This window comes from Ruegeria sp. AJ12, assembly GCF_056536245.1.
In genome coordinates, this window is the sequence record NZ_JBQFJJ010000001.1 from 3,173,588 (window position 1) to 3,191,722 (window position 18,135).

Below are 18,135 nucleotides of genomic sequence, written 5' to 3' on the forward strand. Positions count from 1 at the left end.
CATTGCCACGAAGGCGGATTTAGCTATAGTGCGCGCTCTTTGACATGCCGGGGATACGAGCGGATGGGTGAGATCAAAGTGGGGATCATCATGGGCAGCCAGTCGGACTGGCCCACGATGAAGGAAGCTGCCGATATTCTGGACGAACTGGGCGTGCCCTACGAAAAACGCATCGTGTCGGCGCATCGTACCCCTGATCGCCTTTGGGACTACGGCAAGACCGCCGCCCAGCGCGGCTTGAACGTGATCATCGCGGGTGCGGGCGGCGCGGCGCATCTGCCTGGCATGATGGCCTCCAAAACCCGCATTCCTGTCATCGGCGTACCGGTGCAGACCCGGGCTTTGTCCGGGGTCGATTCCCTCTATTCCATCGTTCAGATGCCCAAGGGCTTTCCGGTCGCCACCATGGCCATCGGTTCGGCGGGCGGTGCAAATGCCGGCCTGATGGCGGCGGGCATTCTGGCATTGCAGGATCCGGCACTGGCCGACCGGTTGGATGCGTGGCGTGCAGCTCTTTCAGCCTCGATTGCCGATGAGCCCCAAGAATGAGACGCATTGGATTTATCGGAACGGGCCATATCGCAGCCCCAATGGTGCGGTTTCTGGCTTCCCGCGGGCATGAGATTGCAGTCACCGAACGAAATGCCGATGTGTCTGCAGCCTTGCAGGTCGAGTTGGGCGTCATCGTTGGCTCACCGCAGGCCGTTGTCGATTTTGCCGAGATTATAGTCCTTTGTCTGCGCCCAAACCGCGCTGCAGAGGTCTTGGATTCGCTGACCTTTCGGGCGGATCAGCAGATCGTGTCTGTTATGGCCGGTATCTCAAGGGATCAGCTTGCTGTGATGTGCGCGCCTGTGTCTGACTTTGTTCAGACCATCCCTTTGGGTTTTTTGCAGGACGGAGGCTGTCCCTTGGCTGCGTTTGGGAATGACAGCCTGCTATCTGCGTTGTTCGAACCGGAAAATCCGGTGGTAAAAGTGGTGGATGAGGCCGCGTTGAATGCCCATTTTGCAATTTGCGCGCTGGTTCCCGGCCTTTTGGACCTGATGGCCACCGGAGCGGAGTGGCTGACGGATGCAACGGGTGATGCGGACCGGGCAGAGTTTTACACGACCCAGCTCGTCGCCGGGTTTCTCGCAGCGACCGAAAAAGGCAAAGCCGGGCAGCTTGCCCGGGAACGCGATGCGCTGGCCACTGACGGCACGCTGAGCTTGCAGATGACAGACGCATTGCGGTCGGGTCGGGCACACGATGCGCTGCAGTCAGCGCTGAGTGCCATAGAAAAACGGTTGGAGACGTGAAGATGACGGATATGCTCGCCCCCGGTGCAGTGATTGGAATTCTGGGCGGCGGGCAGTTGGGCCGTATGCTATCCGTCGCCGCGGCGCGTCTGGGTTTTGTCAGCCATATCTATGAGCCGGGCGCAAACCCGCCCGCGGGGCATGTGGCCGACCGTGTCACCACAGCCGCATACGACGACACAAAGGCGCTGTTTGCCTTTGCCGAGTCAGTCGATGTGATCACCTATGAATTCGAGAACATTCCGACCGAAGCGCTGGATCTGTTGGAAGCGCACCGCCCCATTCGCCCCGGACGGGAGGCATTGCGAGTCAGCCAGGACAGGCTGACCGAGAAGACATTTCTGCAGGGTTTCGGGCTGAAAACCGCGCCTTTCGCCGATATCACGGATATCCAAAGCCTGCGTACGGCCGTCGATGAAATCGGGACGCCCGCCATCCTGAAAACCCGCCGCTTCGGCTATGACGGCAAAGGGCAGGCCCGACTTGGGACGCCCGCTGACGCAGAGGCCGCGATGGAGGATATGGCGGGCGCACCGGCCCTTCTGGAAGGGTTCGTGACGTTCACCCATGAAGTCTCGGTCATAGCCGCCCGTGGCCTGGACGGTCAGGTCGCCTGTTTCGACCCCGGAGAGAATGTGCATCGCGACGGTATCCTGCACACCACGACGATTCCCGCACGCCTGTCCCCTGCCCAGCGCACAGACGCTGTTTTGCTGGCCGCCAACATCCTGAACGCGCTGGATTATGTCGGCGTACTGGGGGTCGAGTTGTTCGTGACGCCGCAAGGTTTGATCGTGAATGAGATTGCCCCGCGGGTGCACAATTCAGGACACTGGACACAGAATGGCTGCGCGGTTGATCAGTTCGAACAACATATTCGCGCCATCGCGGGCTGGCCGCTGGGCGACGGACAACGTCATTCGGATGTGGTGATGGAGAACCTCATTGGTGACGACATGGACCGCGTACCCGATCTCGCCCGTGAACGGGACGTTGCGCTACATCTCTATGGCAAGGCCGAGGTCAAACCGGGCCGCAAGATGGGCCATTTCAACCGGGTGGTGCGGCAAGGGTAACCGCGCGTCCGCGCCAAGCGTCTTGCCAGTTTTTGACCGCCCAGAGTGCTCTAGGCCACGAACCGCTGTGCGATGTCTCCGGACATATGGCTGACGCGCCCACCCGCTAAGGTCGCCGCGACACGGTGGTTTTCCGCGTTCAGGATAACCATGTCGGCGCGTTTTCCGGGTGACAACGTGCCCCGGTCTTCCAATCCCAGAACCCGGGCCGGGCCGGACGAAACCAGCGCCCAGGCACCGGCCATGTCGAGCAAGCCGGACTTCGCCAGCATCAGCGCAGCCCGGCGCGGACTCGGGTAGTGGTAATCGGAGGCCAACGCATCGCACAGGCCCATCGCGATCAGGTCCAGCGCGCTGGCATTGCCTTTGTGCGAGCCACCGCGCACCACGTTCGGCGAGCCCAGGATTACGTGATCTCCACTGGCCTTGGCGGCCTCGGCGGCCTCAAGCGTTTCGGGGAATTCGGAAATCCGGACGCCACGCTGGCGCCACCATCCTCGCGTCTGGGCGGTTCCATCGTCATGGCTGCCCAATCGAATGCCCCGATCATTTAGTTTCGAACAAAGCGCCTCCAGTGCCTGGGGCACCTCATCCCTGCGTGCATGCATACTCTGCAGCATTTCCAGATGCGCTTCGGGGTTGCGACCCGCCTTCAGCGCCTGCCCGGTCAAACGCGCTGGTGTCTTTCCTTGCGCCAGACGATCATGCGGCAAGTGATCGTTGAAAACGACATAGGGCACCTGCCAATCCAAAACCCGATCTGCCAGATCCGCATAGTCATCCAACATATGCGTTTCAAACCGCAACTGAGGGATCAGATCGGTCACCGTTTGCGATTTGACAGACGCGATTGCGTTAAAGACCTGACCCGCAAACTCGGGGGCCCGAACGCCGCCTTCCCAGCTGTGGAACTGGGCCAGAACAGCGGTGGTAATCCCGTTGGCGGCCAGTTCCGCCTCGACCGACAGGATGCCTTCGGCCATTTGCTTCATCGCGCCTCGGCGCGGTGCAATATGGCGTTCGAAACCGTCGCCATGAGGGTCCACAATCCCGGGCAGGATGAGATATCCGGACAGATCAATCCGGCGCCCGGCCCGGTCCTGTTGCACCAGTCCGCCAGCGATGGCCAGGTCGGCGGGCGTCAGCCCCTCCTCCGGCAGGAGAACATCCGCACCGGATAGCGTCAGTTCCAGCGCGGTCATCGCGTGGGCTCCGACTCGGGTTCGGCGCAATCCTCACCGATGCAAATCTCGTCTATCACATCCATCACCCCATCCAGCCAGGTGATTTCAGGGTCAAACTGCCCGAACTCGATGAAATGCAGCGCCTGCGCCATGACACGGGGGTTGTTCATCATGAAGGTGTGAGTCACAGGCAGCACAATGTGGTCGGACATTCCGTCAACCTTGGTGCTTTCAATCGACACCTTGCCGTCATCCGGGCCATCGACCAACGACGAAAACACCGGGTTCAACGAGTTTTCGCCAGCAATGACGCCGAGTTCAAAATCGACCGGCGGCAATTTACGTGGAATGCCCTCGGGGCCTGTGCCCAATTGCAAACCGGCAGGCCCATTCAGGTAGCCAAACACTTCCCAGGCGCTCAGCTCGTCAACCAGTTGGCTGCCCTGGTTTGGCGGGCCGAGCATGACCACCCGCCCCAGGTTTTCCGGGCGGTGATCCTGCAGCCAGTAGCGCAGCAAAATGCCGCCCATCGAGTGCGCCACAACGTTGGCAGTGTCACCCCCGCAAGCAGCCAGAGCGTCCGGCAAGGTCTGGGCGGCCAGTTCGGGTATCCCCAGATCGGTCGACGGGTAACCCGGGCGGACAACCTGGTATCCATGGGTTTTGAACAACTGCTCCATAACGGAGAACGACGCCTCGGTGCGCGCAAGCCCATGCAGCAGGATCACGCATTTCGCGTGGGCTGCCGTCGCAAACAGGCAAAGGAACACGGCGCACAGGAGTTTCATACCCGCCAGATAAAGCCAATCTGTCGTCGATGAAAGGCCTAGCCTGCTTTCGGGCGCAGGACCGCCAGTCCGATGCCTCCGAGGACCAGCACGGCGCCAATCAGCAGACGGGTTCCGGCGACTTCGCCCAGCAATAAGACACCACCGACGATGGCGATCACAGGCACGCTGAGTTGCACCACGGCCGGAACAGCCGGCGGAAGCTGGGGTAACACGCGATACCACAACGCATATCCCAGACCAGAGGTCACACCACCAGACACTATCGCAAGCAGATACCCAAGGCCGGTCATCTGCCACGCAAGGTCTGTTGCCATCAGCGCCAGCGCAGTGACTGGCAAAGTCACGACAAAGTTGGCTGCAGTCCCTTGGAGCGCATCCGGTTCGCTGCGACCGGCCAGAGAATAGAGGGCCCAACCGACCCCTGCCGCTGTCATCAACAGTGCCCCCACCGGATCCACCTGAACTGCGCCGGACGGCCAGAGCACATAAGCCAGACCGCTCAGCGCGACCCCGGCGCCCATGAGCTGTCGGACCGAAGGTATCGCCCCGGTCAGTGCGTTCACCGCAAACATGGTGATCTGCACGACACCAAAAAGGATCAACGCCCCCAGCCCGGCGTCCAGTGTCAGATAGGCCAGCGAAAACCCGATCATATAGAGCGATAACGACCCCGCCCCGACAACGCGCCGCCGGTCCAGCAAAGGCAATTGACCGTTACGCAAGTACACCAGAGTGGCCAGAAAAAGTGCACCGGACAGAACGCGCACCACTGCAAATCCAGCAGGATCGCTGGCGCCACTGTCGATTGCGAGGCGGTTGAGAATCGAGTTCGCGGCGAAGGCGCACATGGTCAAAGACGTGAGCAGGAACAGTTTCATATCAACCGCATAGCGCTTTCACTTCGCTTTGCACATTCACTTTCTTGTCGGATCGGAACGCATTGCTACTTGCCTAAATGCAAAAAACGAGGCCGCCCGAAGGCGACCCCGTCATTAAGCGCTGAGGTTCCCGTCTCAGCAGCTTGACCATACGGCCAAGCGCCTGTCGGGGGCCGTCAGAATTCGCCGGAGCGAATTCGACGTCTTACATCATGCCGCCCATGCCGCCCATGTCGGGCATGCCGCCACCTGCAGGCGCGCCTTCTTTTGCGGGCTTGTCGGCGACCATCGCTTCGGTGGTGACCAGCAGGCCAGCAACCGACGATGCATCTTCCAGGGCGGTCCGGACCACTTTGGCCGGGTCGATGACACCGAACGAGAACATGTCGCCATATTCTTCGGTCTGAGCGTTAAAGCCAAAGGCCGCATCCGAAGATTCACGGACTTTACCGGCAACAACCGCACCGTCGACACCTGCGTTTTCGGCAATCTGGCGCAGCGGCGATTCGATTGCTTTGCGCACGATGTTGATACCGGCGTTCTGGTCGGCATTTTCGCCTTCCAGAGTTTCCAGAACCTTGCCCGCCTGAACCAGCGAGACACCACCGCCCACAACAACGCCTTCCTGCACAGCAGCGCGGGTTGCGTTCAGGGCATCGTCCACACGGTCCTTACGCTCTTTCACTTCCACTTCGGTCATGCCACCGACGCGGATCACAGCAACACCGCCTGCCAGTTTGGCAACGCGTTCCTGCAGCTTCTCACGGTCATAGTCGCTGGTGGTTTCTTCGATCTGAGTGCGGATCTGGCCAACGCGAGCTTCGATCTCGGCCTTCTCGCCAGCACCGTCGACGATGGTGGTTTCGTCTTTGGTGATTTCGATCTTCTTGGCGGTGCCCAGCATGTCCATGGTGACGGACTCGAGCTTCATGCCCAGATCTTCGCTGATGACTTGACCACCGGTCAGGATTGCGATGTCCTGCAGCATGGCCTTACGGCGATCGCCGAAGCCCGGTGCTTTGACAGCCGCAATTTTCAGGCCGCCGCGCAGTTTGTTGACCACGAGGGTCGCCAGCGCTTCGCCTTCAACATCCTCAGCGATGATCAGCAGCGGCTTTTGCGACTGGATCACCTGCTCGAGCAGCGGAACCATCGGCTGCAGCGAGGACAGTTTCTTTTCGTGCAGCAGGATCATGCAGTCTTCGAGTTCTGCAATCATCTTGTCTGCGTTGGTGACGAAGTAAGGCGACAGGTAGCCACGGTCGAACTGCATACCTTCAACAACATCGGTCTCGGTTTCCAGACCTTTGTTTTCTTCGACGGTGATGACGCCTTCGTTGCCAACCTTCTGCATCGCGTCTGCGATCTGCTGACCGATTTCGGCTTCGCCGTTGGCCGAGATGGTGCCAACCTGAGCAACTTCTGCCGAGTCTTTAACTTCACGCGAAGCAGCTTTGATGCCTTCAACAACCTTGGCGGTTGCCAGGTCGATGCCGCGCTTCAGGTCCATCGGGTTCAGGCCAGCTGCAACCTGCTTCAGGCCTTCTTTGACGATGGACTGAGCCAGAACGGTTGCGGTGGTGGTGCCGTCGCCGGCTTCGTCATTGGTGCGGCTGGCGACTTCTTTCACCATCTGCGCGCCCATGTTTTCGAACTTGTCTTCCAGTTCGATTTCCTTGGCAACTGAAACACCGTCTTTGGTGATGCGCGGTGCGCCGAAGGATTTGTCCAGAACCACGTTGCGGCCTTTGGGGCCCAGGGTCACTTTTACCGCGTCGGCCAGGATGTTCACACCTGCCAGCATGCGGTTACGGGCATCGGTGTCAAACTTGACGTCCTTAGCAGCCATGTTGTTTCTCCTCGAGAAATAAGTTGGAAATGAAAATCAGAGAAAGCGCGCGGGCTTACTCGATGATCCCCATGATGTCGCTTTCTTTCATCATCAGCAGCTCTTCGCCGTCGACCTGAACCTCGGTGCCCGACCATTTGCCGAACAGGATCTTGTCGCCAGCTTTCACAGCCATCGCGATCAGTTCGCCGCTGTCCTTGCGCGCGCCTTCGCCGGTTGCGACGACTTCGCCTTCGCTGGGCTTTTCTTTTGCGCTGTCGGGAATGATCAGTCCGCCTGCGGTTTTTTCGTCGCTTTCTACACGGCGAACCAGCACACGGTCATGAAGCGGTTTCAATGCCATCTTTGCAGCTCCTTGGGCTCAAAGTTTATCTATCCTCCCCCCGCCGGACGGCGAGGCGTTAGCACTCGGGTCACTTGAGTGATAACGACGCATAGCTAGGGGGTCGCTTGAAGCGAGTCAACAAGATGTGAGAGATTTTTTTAGAGGGGCCGAAAGCAGTCTTGATTGGCGGTCAGTCTGCCTCGTCCCAGCTATACGCCCAATGCTTGAGACCGTCATAACCAGCCTCAGACAATGCATAAATGCCGGTGTCCACTTTGTCGAACCAACCATAATGGTTCTCACGCATCAGGCGCGTTGCTGCGGGCACTCCGGTGGCGCTGGCAACGTCGGCACCCCGTGTGGCACCACTCTCCGCCAAGTGGCTTGCGCATTTCAACGCGTCCTGCCGGTATGCGGTGACAATACCGTGACGGGTCGCGCCACCTGCGTTCGGGTCGCCCTGCAGCCGGTCAAACTCACGCAACATCCGCGCGGCCTTACGCTTGTCCTTGCGCGGCGCATAAGGGCCGGGATCGCACTGCACTTCGACCGCTCCGTCCGCCCGGACGGTAATCAGACCCAGCCCCAGACGGCGGCAGAGTGCCAGATTGTCCTTGAGCATGCGCCGGGCGTTGCGCCCTTTGGGCTTGCAAACCCCGATATAAACCTGATCGGTGATTTTCAGTCGGGCAATGGCCTGATGAAACAGGGCCAGCGAGAACCTGAGCTTGAGCTCGACGATCACCGGCTCATCCCCTTCGCGCAAAGCAACAATATCGGCCGCGCCGACCTCTCCTTTTACAGTGTAGCCCTGACGCTCCAGCAGCGCTTTGATCGGGGGATAAAGATCCTGCTCGCGGTCCATGACGTCATGCTATGCAATTTTTTCATGAATGCCAGACGTTCAGTCATCGTCGGGTTGAATAGCATCGGGCTGCGCCGCTATGTCTTGGTTGCGACTGTCACCACGCTCAGGGTTTTCACAATGCGATTGCTGACCTTTCTTGCCTTTCTGCTGTTGCCTGTTTCGGTTGAGGCGGCCTGCGAAGGCCGCGATCTCAGGCCGGACATGACACCCGAAGCAAAGGCGCAATTGCAACAAGCCCTGGACGGCATTCCTTTTCCGGAGGGCAACCATTGGATTGCGACCAAGGATGATACGGTCCTGCACCTGATCGGGACCTTGCACACAAATGATGCCCGCATGGATGCGGTTGTCGAACGCCTGACACCGACGCTGAGCGAGGCTGATGCGTTTTATTTCGAAGTCACGCAGGAAGAGATGGACGCGTTCGAAAAGGACCTAGCCCAAGATCTCAGCCCGGTCCTGATCACTTCGGGTCCAACGCTGATTGATCTCATGACCGAAAAGGACTGGTCCGAGCTTTCGTCCAAACTGACCGAGCGCGGAATACCGCCGTGGATGGCGGCCAAGATGCGCCCCTGGTTTCTAAGCATGATGCTGGGCATTCCCCCTTGCCTGATGGAGAACCCGGACGCCAAACACGGGATGGACGCACGGCTAACAAATTTGGCCGAAGCGCAAGACATCCCACAGCACTCGCTGGAACGGATCGAAGACCTGATGGCGATGTTTGATAGTCATCCGATTGAAGAACAAGTTCAATCGCTTGTGCGTTTGGCCGATGCAATGCATGGCAGCGAGGATCAGCTGGCCACAATGGCAAACGCCTATATGGAAGAGAAACACGCTGAAATCCTCCAACTGGCGCGGCTGCAGGGGCTCGAGTTGTCTGGCCTGTCTCCCGAAGAATTCAACGAGGAGTGGGAGGGGTTCGAGCAACAATTGCTGGTCGAGCGAAACGCAAACTGGATGCGGAACATTCTGGAGATCAAGGGGCAGACCGTCGTGATTGCCGTCGGTGCCGGCCATCTGAGCGACGACCACGGTTTGCTTAACCAGTTGTATCAGGCCAGCTACACCCTGACACGAGCGCCGTTTTAGCCCATTGCCAGGAAATTCAGACCAACCGTCGCATCATACTTGACGGCACGTGACAAGGCGGGTTGCCCGCCCTATAAGGCGCGCAAATTTCCAATGCTCAGGACGCAGACATGACAATTCAGGTTTTTGGTCACAAATCTCCCGATACCGACTCGACCGGGTCCCCCATCATCTGGGCCTGGTATTTGAACGAAGTCAAAGGTGAGCCTGCCGAGCCCGTATTGCTGGGCGAGCCGAACACCGAAGCGGCCTTTATGCTGGACCGGTGGGACCTGCCAAAGCCGCGCATCATCGAGAGCGTGGCCGCGGACACTCCGGTCGTGATCGTCGATACCAATAACCCCGCTGAATTACCGGCCGATATCAACAGCGCCGATATCCGCGCAATCATCGACCATCACAAGCTGGTCGGTGGTCTGGAGACAAAAGGGCCAATCGACATCACCGTGCGCCCGCTGGCCTGTACTGCGACAATCCTGGTCGATCTGATGGGCAAAGACGCCGCCAAGATGCCGGAAGCAGTCAAAGGCGCGGCGCTGACCTGTATCCTGTCGGACACGCTGGAGTTCCGCTCACCCACCACTACCACGCACGACCGCAACGTGGCCGAAAAGCTGGCGGCTGATCTGGGCTTGGATGTGTCGGCCTATGCCTCGGATATGTTCGCGGCCAAGTCGGATGTCTCGTCCTTCTCGGATGCCGAACTCATTCGCATGGACAGTAAGGAATATGAGGTCGACGGCACCAAGTTCCGTGTCTCGGTGTTGGAAACCACGGCACCCGATGTTGTTCTGGACCGCAAGGCCAGCCTTGCTGGTTCGATGACCGAAGTCGCCAAGGAAGACGGGGTCGATCAGGTTCTGCTGTTTGTAGTCGACATCCTGAACGAAGAAGCCACGTTGCTTGTTCCGAATGATCTGGTCAAAGGTGTTGCCGAAAAAAGCTTTGGCGCATCGGTTGACGGCGACAGCGTCGTTCTGCCCGGCGTGATGAGTCGAAAAAAGCAGATCATCCCGAACCTCAAGGTTTGAGGACTTTTCAATCCTAAGAAAGGGCGTCCATTCGGGCGCCTTTTTTACGTGGGCGGCATGGTGTCGAAGCACGGGATGCCTTTGGGTATCAGATGAAACGTCTGCTTCTCACCCACGAACAGCGCCGCCTTGGCGCCGCGAAACACCGACGGATCATCCAGAGTGCCAATTTTCAGAATAACCGGGTCCAAGCCGGGACGATGGGTGGCGATGTGGGTTCCGCAGTCTGCACAAAACTCGCGCGTGACAGGTGCCGCGCGATCCGTGCGCCGGAATTGCTTTGGTGTGCCCGACGTATACCGAAAACCGTCACGCGGCATCAGCATGAAGAGATTTGGCGCGCCACCTGAAACGTGCTGGCACGCCCGACAGTGGCACTGGCCTTTGAAAACAGGCTTGCCGCTGGCCTTGTACCTGACAGCACCGCAAAAACATCCGCCTTGCAGGGTCATGATTTCATCTCCTTTTCGCACAACCATGGACAGGGATCGGTCAATCGGGCAGTGTCAGTTTTGACATTATAAGGACCGATTTAGACAAATGCAGACAGTTCGAACGGTGATCCTTCATCCAACCCCGTGCCAGTTGTCGAGTTTGTTCATCACAAGCGAGATGCTGGACACCGCAAACCGCGTCGCCCGTCTGCATGGAAACACGCCACCGTTTCAGGCCACTGTTTTGACGCCGGAAGAGTGCTTGTCACGGAAGAAGACGGCAGATCTGGTTGTTTTGCCCGGGCTCGGTCTGGCAACGGAACCAGAACTGCGGTCGACCATGCAGCATCACAGTTTTGGCACGCTGGTTGACGCTTTGAAGAACCTCGCGCGGCCGGAAGCAACCATCGCCGGTGCCTGTTCGGGTTGTTTTGCACTGGGTGCGGCCGGGTTACTGAACCGGCGCAGCGTCACTACCACCTGGTGGCTTGCACCGTTGCTGCAGTCTTTGTTCCCCTTGGTGCGTCTGCGTTCAAACGATCTGATCGTACGTGACGGCAATCTGGTGACTGCAGGCGCCTCGTTCTCGCAGATCGATCTTATGCTATCGCTCATCGAATGGTTCGCCGGTCTGGCTATCGCCGAGGATTGCCGGCGGTTCCTGATGGCAGACAACCGTCCCAGTCAATTGCCCTACATGTCCGTCGCGACGCTGGTCGCCGGACATCCTGCGCTGCAAAAAGCGGAACTGCACGTGAAACACAATCTGGGTCGACAGATAAGCCTGGCCGACCTTGCAGATGCGGCTGGTTTGACCCCGCGGACGTTGTCGCGCCGACTGGCACAAGCCACGGCCCTGACGCCGTCTGCCTTTATGCAAACGATCCGCGTCACCGAAGCAATCCGTCTGGCCCGGTCTGCAACACGCACCCATGATGAAATTGCAGAACGGGTCGGATATTCGGACGCCACCGCCTTGCGGCGGACTGTCCGCAAGAGAACGGGCCGGACCCTGGAAAGCTTTCGCAGGTGACCGCGCGCCTTTTCAATGGCCAATCACCGACGGGTACGGCATACATCGCTGGATTCAGTTTGCTGCGGACCCTACCCCATGACCCAGATCATCACCTCGCTGTCCGAAATCTCTGACCACTACAAGGCTTTGTTCGTCGATCTTTGGGGCTGCGTGCACAATGGCATCACCGCGTTCCCCGAGGCGGTTGCGGCCTTGCAGCAATACCGGGCTGCTGGCGGGTTTGTCGTCTTGGTCACCAACTCCCCCAAACCCCGCGCCGGAGTCGGTGAACAGCTGACACATTTCAATGTCCCGGCGGGCTCATATGACACCATTGCCACAAGCGGTGACTCGGCGCGGTCCGCGATGTTTCGAGGCGTGGTCGGGCACAAGGTGTACTTCATGGGGGAATGGGAACGGGATGCGGGGTTTTTCGAGCCTTTGAAAATCCTGCACCACCCCATTCATATCGAGCGTGTGCCACTGGATCAGGCCGAAGGCATTGTGTGCTGCGGGCCGTTCGATCCGATGGCGGATCCGGATGTGAACCGGCCGGACTTCCTCTATGCCAAGCAGATGGGCCTGAAACTGCTCTGCGCAAATCCCGATATAGTCGTGGACCGGGGCGAAGTGCGCGAATGGTGCGCGGGTGCCCTGGCGCGGCTCTACACCGAGATGGGCGGCGAGAGCCTGTATTTCGGCAAACCGCATCCGCCAATCTACGATCTGGCCCGCCGCCGCCTGCAGGAGCTAGGCGCGGATGTCTCGGACGGTGACATACTGGCGATCGGGGACGGCCCGCACACCGACATTATGGGCGGTATGGGCGAGGGAATCGACACGCTCTTTATCTCGGGCGGTTTGGCCGCTGCAGAGACCAAGACATCGCATCACCCGCATGCCGAGTCGCTGACGGACTATATCCGGCAGGAAAAGATCAACCCGACCTACACAATCGGGCGCCTGAGATAGTCATTTAGGGCTTGATTTTCTGCAACTGCGAAGTAATAAAGTTGCCAACACTGGGCCGTTGGTGATTTTTTCTTTCACGGTTGACATCGAGTGAGGGTGACATGTTGGACAATCTTCCACGCGGAACGATCTGTATCGAAGACATCGAAATGGGCATGAGCCGGCACCTGCACAAAGTGGTGACGGACGAAGACATCGAGATGTTCGCGCAAGTTTCAACCGACCGGAACCCGGTGCATCTGGATGACGACTACGCGCGCGACACGATCTTTGAAGGACGTATTGCCCACGGAATGCTGACCGCAGGTCTGATCTCGGCGGTGATCGGAGAGCAGCTGCCTGGCCATGGCACGGTCTACATGGGCCAATCCCTCAAGTTTCTGGCACCTGTCCGCCCCGGCGACATGGTCTATGCCGAGGTCAAGGTGATCGATATCGATTTCTCGAAACGCCGAGTCAAACTGGATTGCCATTGCTCGGTGGATGGCAAAAAGGTGCTGGTGGGTGAGGCCATGGTTCTAGCCCCGTCACGCAAGTTCGACTGATCCGCCACGACAACAACCCACGATCTGTGATCACGCCCTTAAAACTGAGAACGTGTTGATCTCTGTCATATGTCGGTTGTTCCAAGCAATGCACACTGCACCGCAACCGGACTTCCTGCGTTGATGGTGGATTATGGCTGGAACAACCAAATCAGATCTTCTGGACATCACTCACAAGGAGTTTGCAAAGCTCAAGGCAGTGATTGAGCCCGTCACAGATGAGCAGGCCTTGCAAAGCGACGAGGACAACACGTCGATAAAGGACGTGATCGGGCACCGCGCGCACTGGATCGATTTGTTTCTCGGCTGGTATACCGATGGTCAGGCAGGCAAAGCGGTTCATTTCCCTGCCAAAGGATACAAGTGGAACGAGTTGAAGCGCTACAATGCCGAGCTTCGCCGGGCGCAGGCAGACATGTCGTGGGCCGCGGCCGCCGCCGCTCTGGACGAAGGGTACGCGAAGCTGGTCACATTCATGGAGACACATTCGGAGACCGACCTGTATGGCGGGCCGATGAAAGGGGCCAAAAACAACTGGACCCCGGGCCGGTGGGCCGAGGCTGCCGGACCAAGTCATTTCAGATCCGCCGCAAAGTACATCCGCGCAAGGCTGAAAGCGATGGGCTGACTCCACCGGGATGAATTGCCCACGTGTGAGTCCAAGACCCCTGCTGAAAGCGCGTCGGAAACGGATTTCGAAGTTCTGGCAGCAATCCCACAGGTGAATTTAAGTCCAACCAAGAATGAGGTGCTTGAACATATTCCGGCGGGACAGTACCCAAGCCTCATGCATATCATCCGGGATTTCCAGTATGTCGAGCCAGAAGATCGCGGCGCCAGCGTGGCGATCGGCAATTTTGACGGTGTTCATCTCGGACATCGCTCGGTCATAGAGCTGGCCCGCAGCGCGGCACCGGAGGCGCCTTTGGGCGTCCTGACATTCGAGCCGCATCCGCGTGAATTTTTCGCGCCCGATGCCGCCCCATTCCGTCTGATGCGGGGGAGTGCACGCGCGCACCGGTTGGAAAAGCTGGGGGTGCAGAAGCTGTACGAACTGCCGTTCAACGCGGCGTTGGCCGGGTTGGCTCCGGAAGAGTTCGCACGCAATGTGATCTGCGATGGGCTGGGCCTGTCCCATGTCGTGGTTGGCGCTGATTTCTGTTTCGGAAAGGGGCGCAGCGGAACGGCAGATGACATGGTTCGGTTCGGTGCTGAAATGGGATTTGGCGTCACGATTGCACCGCTGATGGAACGCTCGGAAAACGTGGTGTCATCGACCGCTATCCGGACCGCTCTCAGCGAAGGTCGCCCACGGGATGCGGCTGCAATGCTGGGCCATTGGCACCGGATCGAGGGCGAAGTGGTTGGCGGCGAACAGCGCGGGCGCGAATTGGGATACCCAACGGCCAACATGTCCATCGAGGGCCTTCACCCTCCCGCGTTTGGCGTCTATGCCGTTCTTGTGGATGTGCTGGATGGCCCGCATATGGGCAGCTATCACGGGGCCGCGTCGATTGGTGTGCGACCGATGTTTCATGGCGAGCTTGCCAATATCGAAACTTTTCTTTTCGATTTCTCTGGCGATCTTTACGGGGCGACTCTGTCTGTGGGGCTGGTCGAATACCTGCGCCCCGAGATGACATTCGATGGAGTGGATGGGCTGGTCGCGCAAATGGATACGGACTGCGACCGCGCCCGCACCCTGCTGGCCGCCGAATGACCAAAGATCCGATTGATCGTTCCGGCCTGTCCCCGCGTTTCTGGGAGCGCAAACCCCTGCGCAAGATGAACCCGCGCGAATGGGAAGCGTTGTGTGATGGCTGTGGCAAATGCTGCCTGAACAAGCTGGAAGACGAGGATACGGGCGAGGTTGCCCTGACCTGCGTGGCCTGCCGCTTGCTGGACGATGAAAGCTGTCGATGCACACAGTACGACATTCGGCACCAGTTCGTGCCGGAATGCATCGTGATGACACCCGACAACATCGACACCCACGCCTATTGGCTGCCGCAAACCTGTGCCTATCGGTTGTTGTGGGAAGGCAAACCTCTTTACGACTGGCACCCGTTACTGTCTGGTACGCCGGACAGTGTCCATGACGCAGGCGTATCGGTGAAAGGGCGCACCGTGTCCGAGTTCGAAACGCCGGAAGAGGACTGGGAAGAGTACATTATTGAGGAACCCAACTGATGCACTTTGCCTCTGACAATTCCGGGCCGGTTCACCCCGAGGTTCTGGCAGCACTGGTCGAAGCCAATCAGGACTATCAAATGGCCTATGGTGCCGACACGCTGATGAATGAAGTGCGTGATCAGATTCGGGGGGCCTTTGAAGCCCCGGGGGCGGCGGTTTATCTGGTGGCGACCGGGACGGCGGCAAACTCGCTGGCTCTGGCCACTCTGTCCAACCCCTGGGAAACCGTGTTTTGTTCGCCGGTGGCGCATATCCACGAGGACGAATGCAACGCGCCGGAGTTCTACAGCGGGACCAAGCTGACACTGGTGCCCGGCGGCGACAAGATGTCCCCCGAGGCCTTGCGCAAATCCATTCTGGCCGAAGAAACCCGCGGCGTGCATGGACCGCAGCGCGGCCCGGTGTCCATCACTCAGGTCACCGAGCGGGGTTCGGTCTATTCTCTGGCAGAATTGCAAGCCCTGTGCAGCGTGGCCAAGGAATACGGCCTGCCGGTCCATCTGGACGGCGCGCGCTTTACAAACGCTCTGGTTGCGCTGAACTGTTCACCGGCAGAGATGACCTGGAAATCCGGAGTGGACACAGTCAGCTTTGGTGGAACCAAGAACGGGCTGATGGGTGTAGAGGCGGTGGTCTTTTTCGACGAGAGCAAAGCCTGGGAATTCGAGCTGCGTCGCAAGCGGGGTGCGCATCTGTTCTCCAAACACCGGTATTTGTCCGCTCAGATGGCCGCCTATCTACGAGATGACCTGTGGCTGCGGTCTGCGCGGCAAGCCAACGCCAACTGCGCGCGCCTGGCCGATGGCCTGCGACGTGCCGGGGCTGCGTTCCTGCATGAGCCGCAAGCCAATATGATCTTTGCCAGCTTTCCGCGCAGCACACATCGCCACCTTCACGAAGCCGGGGCCGTGTATCACCTCTGGGGGTGCGAACTGGATGGAGCTGATGAGGATGAAACGCTGGCCTGCCGCCTCGTTTGCGATTGGTCGATTGGAACAGACCAGATTGACCGCTTTCTTTCGCTGCTTTGAAGGCTCGAGAGGTCCAACAACCAGACGTGTCCTTCAAGGACAGGACGACCAGAATTCGAGAATTTGCGCGGCGGTTTCCTGCGGATGTGAGATGGGCAGCATGTGCCCTGCCCGATCAATCACCACCTCTCTGGCCGAGGGCAATCGGCGCTGCAAACCTGCGTTGATGGCGGCGATTGTCGGATGTGTCTCGGACCCCCGCATCAGTAGAACCGGCATGGCAGCCCGATCCAGAATGCCCGGTTGCAAAAACCCGCACGGTCACCGAACAATACGTCTCCAACCGGTGGGACCAGCCGCATCCCCCGAACCATCGCTGAACGCGTCTTTTCGGGAAGATCGGGCCAACGTGGGCTGTCTTCAGCGGTCCACAACCGATTGAACAGACGGGCGGCCAGCCTGTCATCGCCCGCCGCCAGCGCCGCGAGATATGGCTGAGCGTCCCGGTCATGTTGTTCCATCAGCCACGGTGCGTCCTGTTTGGCAATCGCGAAGAACACGGGTTCGATCAACACGGCACTGCGTATCAGGTCGGGATGTTCGATGGCGAGGCGCAGCGCAACCATCCCCCCAAAGGAATGTCCGATCAAATCCATCGGTTCTGTAATCTGGTTTAGTGCCTGTGCGGTCACCGCATCAAAAACGTCGCCGTGGCCGTCCCAATCCGGACTGCGTCCATGCGAGAGCATATCCGGCGCAATCAGCGTTGCCTGACCCCCAAACGCCGCTGCCAGCCCGGCCCACGCCCCGGAATGCGCCAGCGTGCAATGCAGGGCGAGCACCTTGCGCGTGCCGCTTCCAAACTGTCTGACAAATGTCGGGTGTGAGGGCGAACCCTCGTGTGTCACCCCTTCATCTCCGCCAGATGAATGTCGAGATCGTCGAGCCGGTCCTGACCCCAAAAGCGCTGATCATCCGGTGTGATGTAAAAAGGCGCGCCAAACACACCGCGGTCAACCGCCTCTTCCAGATTGGCGGCATAGGTTTCGGCGCCGACAAGCAGGCCGCTGTCGGCCAGATTGGGATCAAACCCGGCCTCAGACAGGCAATCGCGGATCACCTCATCCTGCGCAATGTCCTTATCTTCTGCCCAGCAGGCCCGCAGCAGAGAATGGCATAGCTTTCCAACATCGCCTGAGCTGTCCTGAATGGCTGCGATCACCGCATAAGACGACGGCGCCATATTCGTCGGCCAATGTGCCGGTTGCAGATTGAAGTCCATCCCCAGTTTCTTTGCCTGACGCTGCAATTCCTGCCCACGGTACTCCTGACGGGAGACATGTCGGTCCTTCGGCGGCGTTCCCCCCGTGCGGCCAAACAGGGCGATGATGTCCAGCGGCTTGTAGTTGATTGTGGCCCCGTGTTTCGCAGCGATTTCCTCCAAACGCTGACCGGCCAGGTAGGAATAAGGCGACAGTGTCGCAAAAAAGTAGTCAATCTCGGCCATGTTCACTTTCTCCGCTGCGTTATCTTTGCGGGACGGTAAGGCCATGCTAAGCGGAGTCAACATCACGAATCTGTCACATTGCCATTGCTGCCCAGGG

The 18,135-nt window shown here is 59.1% G+C and carries 22 protein-coding genes; 12 read left to right on the forward strand and 10 right to left on the reverse strand.

Annotated features, from left to right (window positions below; all coding sequences use genetic code 11):
- Positions 1 to 63: 63 nt before the first annotated feature.
- The 3 genes from purE to ACR3E0_RS15825 are packed head-to-tail and all read left to right on the forward strand — an operon-like array spanning position 64 to position 2,377.
- Positions 64 to 549, forward strand: a complete 486-nt coding sequence (purE, locus tag ACR3E0_RS15815) for a 5-(carboxyamino)imidazole ribonucleotide mutase (RefSeq protein ID WP_480479770.1) — start codon at positions 64 to 66, stop codon at positions 547 to 549.
- The gene (locus ACR3E0_RS15820) at positions 546 to 1,301 is read left to right on the forward strand and encodes an NAD(P)-binding domain-containing protein (RefSeq protein ID WP_480479771.1); all 756 of its coding nucleotides are present in this window, start codon (positions 546 to 548) and stop codon (positions 1,299 to 1,301) included. Before purE ends, ACR3E0_RS15820 begins: the two co-directional genes overlap by 4 nt.
- Before the next feature lie 2 nt (positions 1,302 to 1,303).
- Positions 1,304 to 2,377: a 5-(carboxyamino)imidazole ribonucleotide synthase gene (locus ACR3E0_RS15825; protein WP_480479772.1), complete on the forward strand. Its 1,074-nt coding sequence runs from the start codon at positions 1,304 to 1,306 to the stop codon at positions 2,375 to 2,377.
- A gap of 50 nt (positions 2,378 to 2,427) precedes the next feature.
- Here ACR3E0_RS15825 and ACR3E0_RS15830 read toward each other — a convergent pair whose 3' ends face one another.
- The 6 genes from ACR3E0_RS15830 to ACR3E0_RS15855 all read right to left on the reverse strand — a co-directional run bounded on the left by ACR3E0_RS15830 (position 2,428) and on the right by ACR3E0_RS15855 (position 8,269).
- Positions 2,428 to 3,579: an alpha-D-ribose 1-methylphosphonate 5-triphosphate diphosphatase gene (locus tag ACR3E0_RS15830; RefSeq protein WP_480479773.1), complete on the reverse strand. Its 1,152-nt coding sequence runs from the start codon at positions 3,577 to 3,579 to the stop codon at positions 2,428 to 2,430.
- Positions 3,576 to 4,349, reverse strand: a complete 774-nt coding sequence (locus tag ACR3E0_RS15835; RefSeq protein WP_480479774.1) for an esterase/lipase family protein — start codon at positions 4,347 to 4,349, stop codon at positions 3,576 to 3,578. The genes ACR3E0_RS15830 and ACR3E0_RS15835 overlap by 4 nt, the downstream gene beginning before the upstream one ends.
- Before the next feature lie 38 nt (positions 4,350 to 4,387).
- Complete coding sequence (locus tag ACR3E0_RS15840; RefSeq protein WP_480479775.1) at positions 4,388 to 5,230, reverse strand: DMT family transporter; 843 nt, start codon at positions 5,228 to 5,230, stop codon at positions 4,388 to 4,390.
- 205 nt (positions 5,231 to 5,435) lie between these two features.
- Positions 5,436 to 7,079, reverse strand: coding sequence for a chaperonin GroEL (gene groL, locus ACR3E0_RS15845; protein WP_480479776.1), 1,644 nt, complete (start codon positions 7,077 to 7,079; stop codon positions 5,436 to 5,438).
- A 55-nt stretch (positions 7,080 to 7,134) separates the two neighbouring features.
- Positions 7,135 to 7,422 (reverse strand): co-chaperone GroES, encoded by a 288-nt coding sequence (gene groES, locus ACR3E0_RS15850; RefSeq protein WP_480479777.1) that lies wholly within the window; start codon positions 7,420 to 7,422, stop codon positions 7,135 to 7,137.
- Positions 7,423 to 7,594: 172 nt separating this feature from the next.
- A complete protein-coding gene (locus tag ACR3E0_RS15855; RefSeq protein WP_480479778.1) occupies positions 7,595 to 8,269 on the reverse strand; it encodes a DUF2161 domain-containing phosphodiesterase in 675 nt (224 codons plus the stop codon).
- A gap of 24 nt (positions 8,270 to 8,293) precedes the next feature.
- Here ACR3E0_RS15855 and ACR3E0_RS15860 point away from each other — a divergent pair, with 24 nt between their 5' ends.
- Both ACR3E0_RS15860 and ACR3E0_RS15865 read left to right on the forward strand, forming a co-directional pair.
- Positions 8,294 to 9,370, forward strand: coding sequence for a TraB/GumN family protein (locus ACR3E0_RS15860; RefSeq protein WP_480479779.1), 1,077 nt, complete (start codon positions 8,294 to 8,296; stop codon positions 9,368 to 9,370).
- 110 nt (positions 9,371 to 9,480) lie between these two features.
- Positions 9,481 to 10,401: a manganese-dependent inorganic pyrophosphatase gene (locus ACR3E0_RS15865; RefSeq protein ID WP_480479780.1), complete on the forward strand. Its 921-nt coding sequence runs from the start codon at positions 9,481 to 9,483 to the stop codon at positions 10,399 to 10,401.
- A gap of 44 nt (positions 10,402 to 10,445) precedes the next feature.
- Here the strand turns inward: ACR3E0_RS15865 and ACR3E0_RS15870 are convergent, their stop codons facing one another.
- Positions 10,446 to 10,853 carry a GFA family protein gene (locus ACR3E0_RS15870; RefSeq protein ID WP_480479781.1) on the reverse strand — a complete coding sequence of 136 codons (408 nt, stop codon included), beginning with the start codon at positions 10,851 to 10,853 and terminating at the stop codon, positions 10,446 to 10,448.
- Between the two features lie 88 nt (positions 10,854 to 10,941).
- On the opposite strand from ACR3E0_RS15870, the gene ACR3E0_RS15875 reads away from it, so the two are divergent.
- From ACR3E0_RS15875 to ACR3E0_RS15905, 7 genes are all read left to right on the forward strand, one after another.
- A complete protein-coding gene (locus ACR3E0_RS15875) occupies positions 10,942 to 11,868 on the forward strand; it encodes a GlxA family transcriptional regulator (protein ID WP_480479782.1) in 927 nt (308 codons plus the stop codon).
- Positions 11,869 to 11,946: 78 nt separating this feature from the next.
- Positions 11,947 to 12,822, forward strand: a complete 876-nt coding sequence (locus ACR3E0_RS15880) for a TIGR01459 family HAD-type hydrolase (RefSeq protein ID WP_480479783.1) — start codon at positions 11,947 to 11,949, stop codon at positions 12,820 to 12,822.
- Positions 12,823 to 12,923: 101 nt separating this feature from the next.
- Entirely contained in the window at positions 12,924 to 13,367 is a 444-nt protein-coding gene (locus tag ACR3E0_RS15885; protein WP_480479784.1) for a MaoC family dehydratase, read from the forward strand.
- Positions 13,368 to 13,500: 133 nt separating this feature from the next.
- The gene (locus ACR3E0_RS15890; protein ID WP_480479785.1) at positions 13,501 to 13,995 is read left to right on the forward strand and encodes a ClbS/DfsB family four-helix bundle protein; all 495 of its coding nucleotides are present in this window, start codon (positions 13,501 to 13,503) and stop codon (positions 13,993 to 13,995) included.
- Between the two features lie 159 nt (positions 13,996 to 14,154).
- Complete coding sequence (locus ACR3E0_RS15895) at positions 14,155 to 15,087, forward strand: bifunctional riboflavin kinase/FAD synthetase (protein WP_480479786.1); 933 nt, start codon at positions 14,155 to 14,157, stop codon at positions 15,085 to 15,087.
- The gene (locus ACR3E0_RS15900; protein WP_480479787.1) at positions 15,084 to 15,557 is read left to right on the forward strand and encodes a YcgN family cysteine cluster protein; all 474 of its coding nucleotides are present in this window, start codon (positions 15,084 to 15,086) and stop codon (positions 15,555 to 15,557) included. Before ACR3E0_RS15895 ends, ACR3E0_RS15900 begins: the two co-directional genes overlap by 4 nt.
- Entirely contained in the window at positions 15,557 to 16,591 is a 1,035-nt protein-coding gene (locus ACR3E0_RS15905; protein WP_480479788.1) for a threonine aldolase family protein, read from the forward strand. The genes ACR3E0_RS15900 and ACR3E0_RS15905 overlap by 1 nt, the downstream gene beginning before the upstream one ends.
- Before the next feature lie 33 nt (positions 16,592 to 16,624).
- On the opposite strand, the gene ACR3E0_RS15910 is transcribed toward ACR3E0_RS15905, so the two are convergent.
- The 3 genes from ACR3E0_RS15910 to ACR3E0_RS15920 are packed head-to-tail and all read right to left on the reverse strand — an operon-like array spanning position 16,625 to position 18,038.
- Positions 16,625 to 16,810, reverse strand: coding sequence for an alpha/beta fold hydrolase (locus ACR3E0_RS15910; RefSeq protein WP_480479789.1), 186 nt, complete (start codon positions 16,808 to 16,810; stop codon positions 16,625 to 16,627).
- A complete protein-coding gene (locus ACR3E0_RS15915) occupies positions 16,795 to 17,439 on the reverse strand; it encodes an alpha/beta fold hydrolase (RefSeq protein WP_480479790.1) in 645 nt (214 codons plus the stop codon). Before ACR3E0_RS15915 ends, ACR3E0_RS15910 begins: the two co-directional genes overlap by 16 nt.
- Positions 17,436 to 18,038 carry a DsbA family protein gene (locus ACR3E0_RS15920; RefSeq protein ID WP_480479791.1) on the reverse strand — a complete coding sequence of 201 codons (603 nt, stop codon included), beginning with the start codon at positions 18,036 to 18,038 and terminating at the stop codon, positions 17,436 to 17,438. Before ACR3E0_RS15920 ends, ACR3E0_RS15915 begins: the two co-directional genes overlap by 4 nt.
- Positions 18,039 to 18,135: the final 97 nt, after the last annotated feature.

What these genes read in the sequence shown, in the direction of transcription:
- ACR3E0_RS15840 (WP_480479775.1), bottom strand. Translation starts at nt 5,230, where the DNA reads ATGAAACTGTTCCTGCTCACGTCTTTGACCATGTGCGCCTTCGCCGCG.
- ACR3E0_RS15905 (WP_480479788.1), top strand. Translation starts at nt 15,557, where the DNA reads ATGCACTTTGCCTCTGACAATTCCGGGCCGGTTCACCCCGAGGTTCTG.
- ACR3E0_RS15865 (WP_480479780.1), top strand. Translation starts at nt 9,481, where the DNA reads ATGACAATTCAGGTTTTTGGTCACAAATCTCCCGATACCGACTCGACC.
- ACR3E0_RS15910 (WP_480479789.1), bottom strand. Translation starts at nt 16,810, where the DNA reads ATGCCGGTTCTACTGATGCGGGGGTCCGAGACACATCCGACAATCGCC.
- ACR3E0_RS15835 (WP_480479774.1), bottom strand. Translation starts at nt 4,349, where the DNA reads ATGAAACTCCTGTGCGCCGTGTTCCTTTGCCTGTTTGCGACGGCAGCC.
- ACR3E0_RS15920 (WP_480479791.1), bottom strand. Translation starts at nt 18,038, where the DNA reads ATGGCCGAGATTGACTACTTTTTTGCGACACTGTCGCCTTATTCCTAC.
- ACR3E0_RS15895 (WP_480479786.1), top strand. Translation starts at nt 14,155, where the DNA reads ATGCATATCATCCGGGATTTCCAGTATGTCGAGCCAGAAGATCGCGGC.
- ACR3E0_RS15860 (WP_480479779.1), top strand. Translation starts at nt 8,294, where the DNA reads ATGAATGCCAGACGTTCAGTCATCGTCGGGTTGAATAGCATCGGGCTG.
- ACR3E0_RS15855 (WP_480479778.1), bottom strand. Translation starts at nt 8,269, where the DNA reads ATGGACCGCGAGCAGGATCTTTATCCCCCGATCAAAGCGCTGCTGGAG.
- ACR3E0_RS15825 (WP_480479772.1), top strand. Translation starts at nt 1,304, where the DNA reads ATGACGGATATGCTCGCCCCCGGTGCAGTGATTGGAATTCTGGGCGGC.
- ACR3E0_RS15890 (WP_480479785.1), top strand. Translation starts at nt 13,501, where the DNA reads ATGGCTGGAACAACCAAATCAGATCTTCTGGACATCACTCACAAGGAG.
- ACR3E0_RS15820 (WP_480479771.1), top strand. Translation starts at nt 546, where the DNA reads ATGAGACGCATTGGATTTATCGGAACGGGCCATATCGCAGCCCCAATG.
- ACR3E0_RS15885 (WP_480479784.1), top strand. Translation starts at nt 12,924, where the DNA reads ATGTTGGACAATCTTCCACGCGGAACGATCTGTATCGAAGACATCGAA.
- purE (WP_480479770.1), top strand. Translation starts at nt 64, where the DNA reads ATGGGTGAGATCAAAGTGGGGATCATCATGGGCAGCCAGTCGGACTGG.
- ACR3E0_RS15870 (WP_480479781.1), bottom strand. Translation starts at nt 10,853, where the DNA reads ATGACCCTGCAAGGCGGATGTTTTTGCGGTGCTGTCAGGTACAAGGCC.
- ACR3E0_RS15830 (WP_480479773.1), bottom strand. Translation starts at nt 3,579, where the DNA reads ATGACCGCGCTGGAACTGACGCTATCCGGTGCGGATGTTCTCCTGCCG.
- groL (WP_480479776.1), bottom strand. Translation starts at nt 7,079, where the DNA reads ATGGCTGCTAAGGACGTCAAGTTTGACACCGATGCCCGTAACCGCATG.
- ACR3E0_RS15880 (WP_480479783.1), top strand. Translation starts at nt 11,947, where the DNA reads ATGACCCAGATCATCACCTCGCTGTCCGAAATCTCTGACCACTACAAG.
- ACR3E0_RS15900 (WP_480479787.1), top strand. Translation starts at nt 15,084, where the DNA reads ATGACCAAAGATCCGATTGATCGTTCCGGCCTGTCCCCGCGTTTCTGG.
- ACR3E0_RS15875 (WP_480479782.1), top strand. Translation starts at nt 10,942, where the DNA reads ATGCAGACAGTTCGAACGGTGATCCTTCATCCAACCCCGTGCCAGTTG.
- groES (WP_480479777.1), bottom strand. Translation starts at nt 7,422, where the DNA reads ATGGCATTGAAACCGCTTCATGACCGTGTGCTGGTTCGCCGTGTAGAA.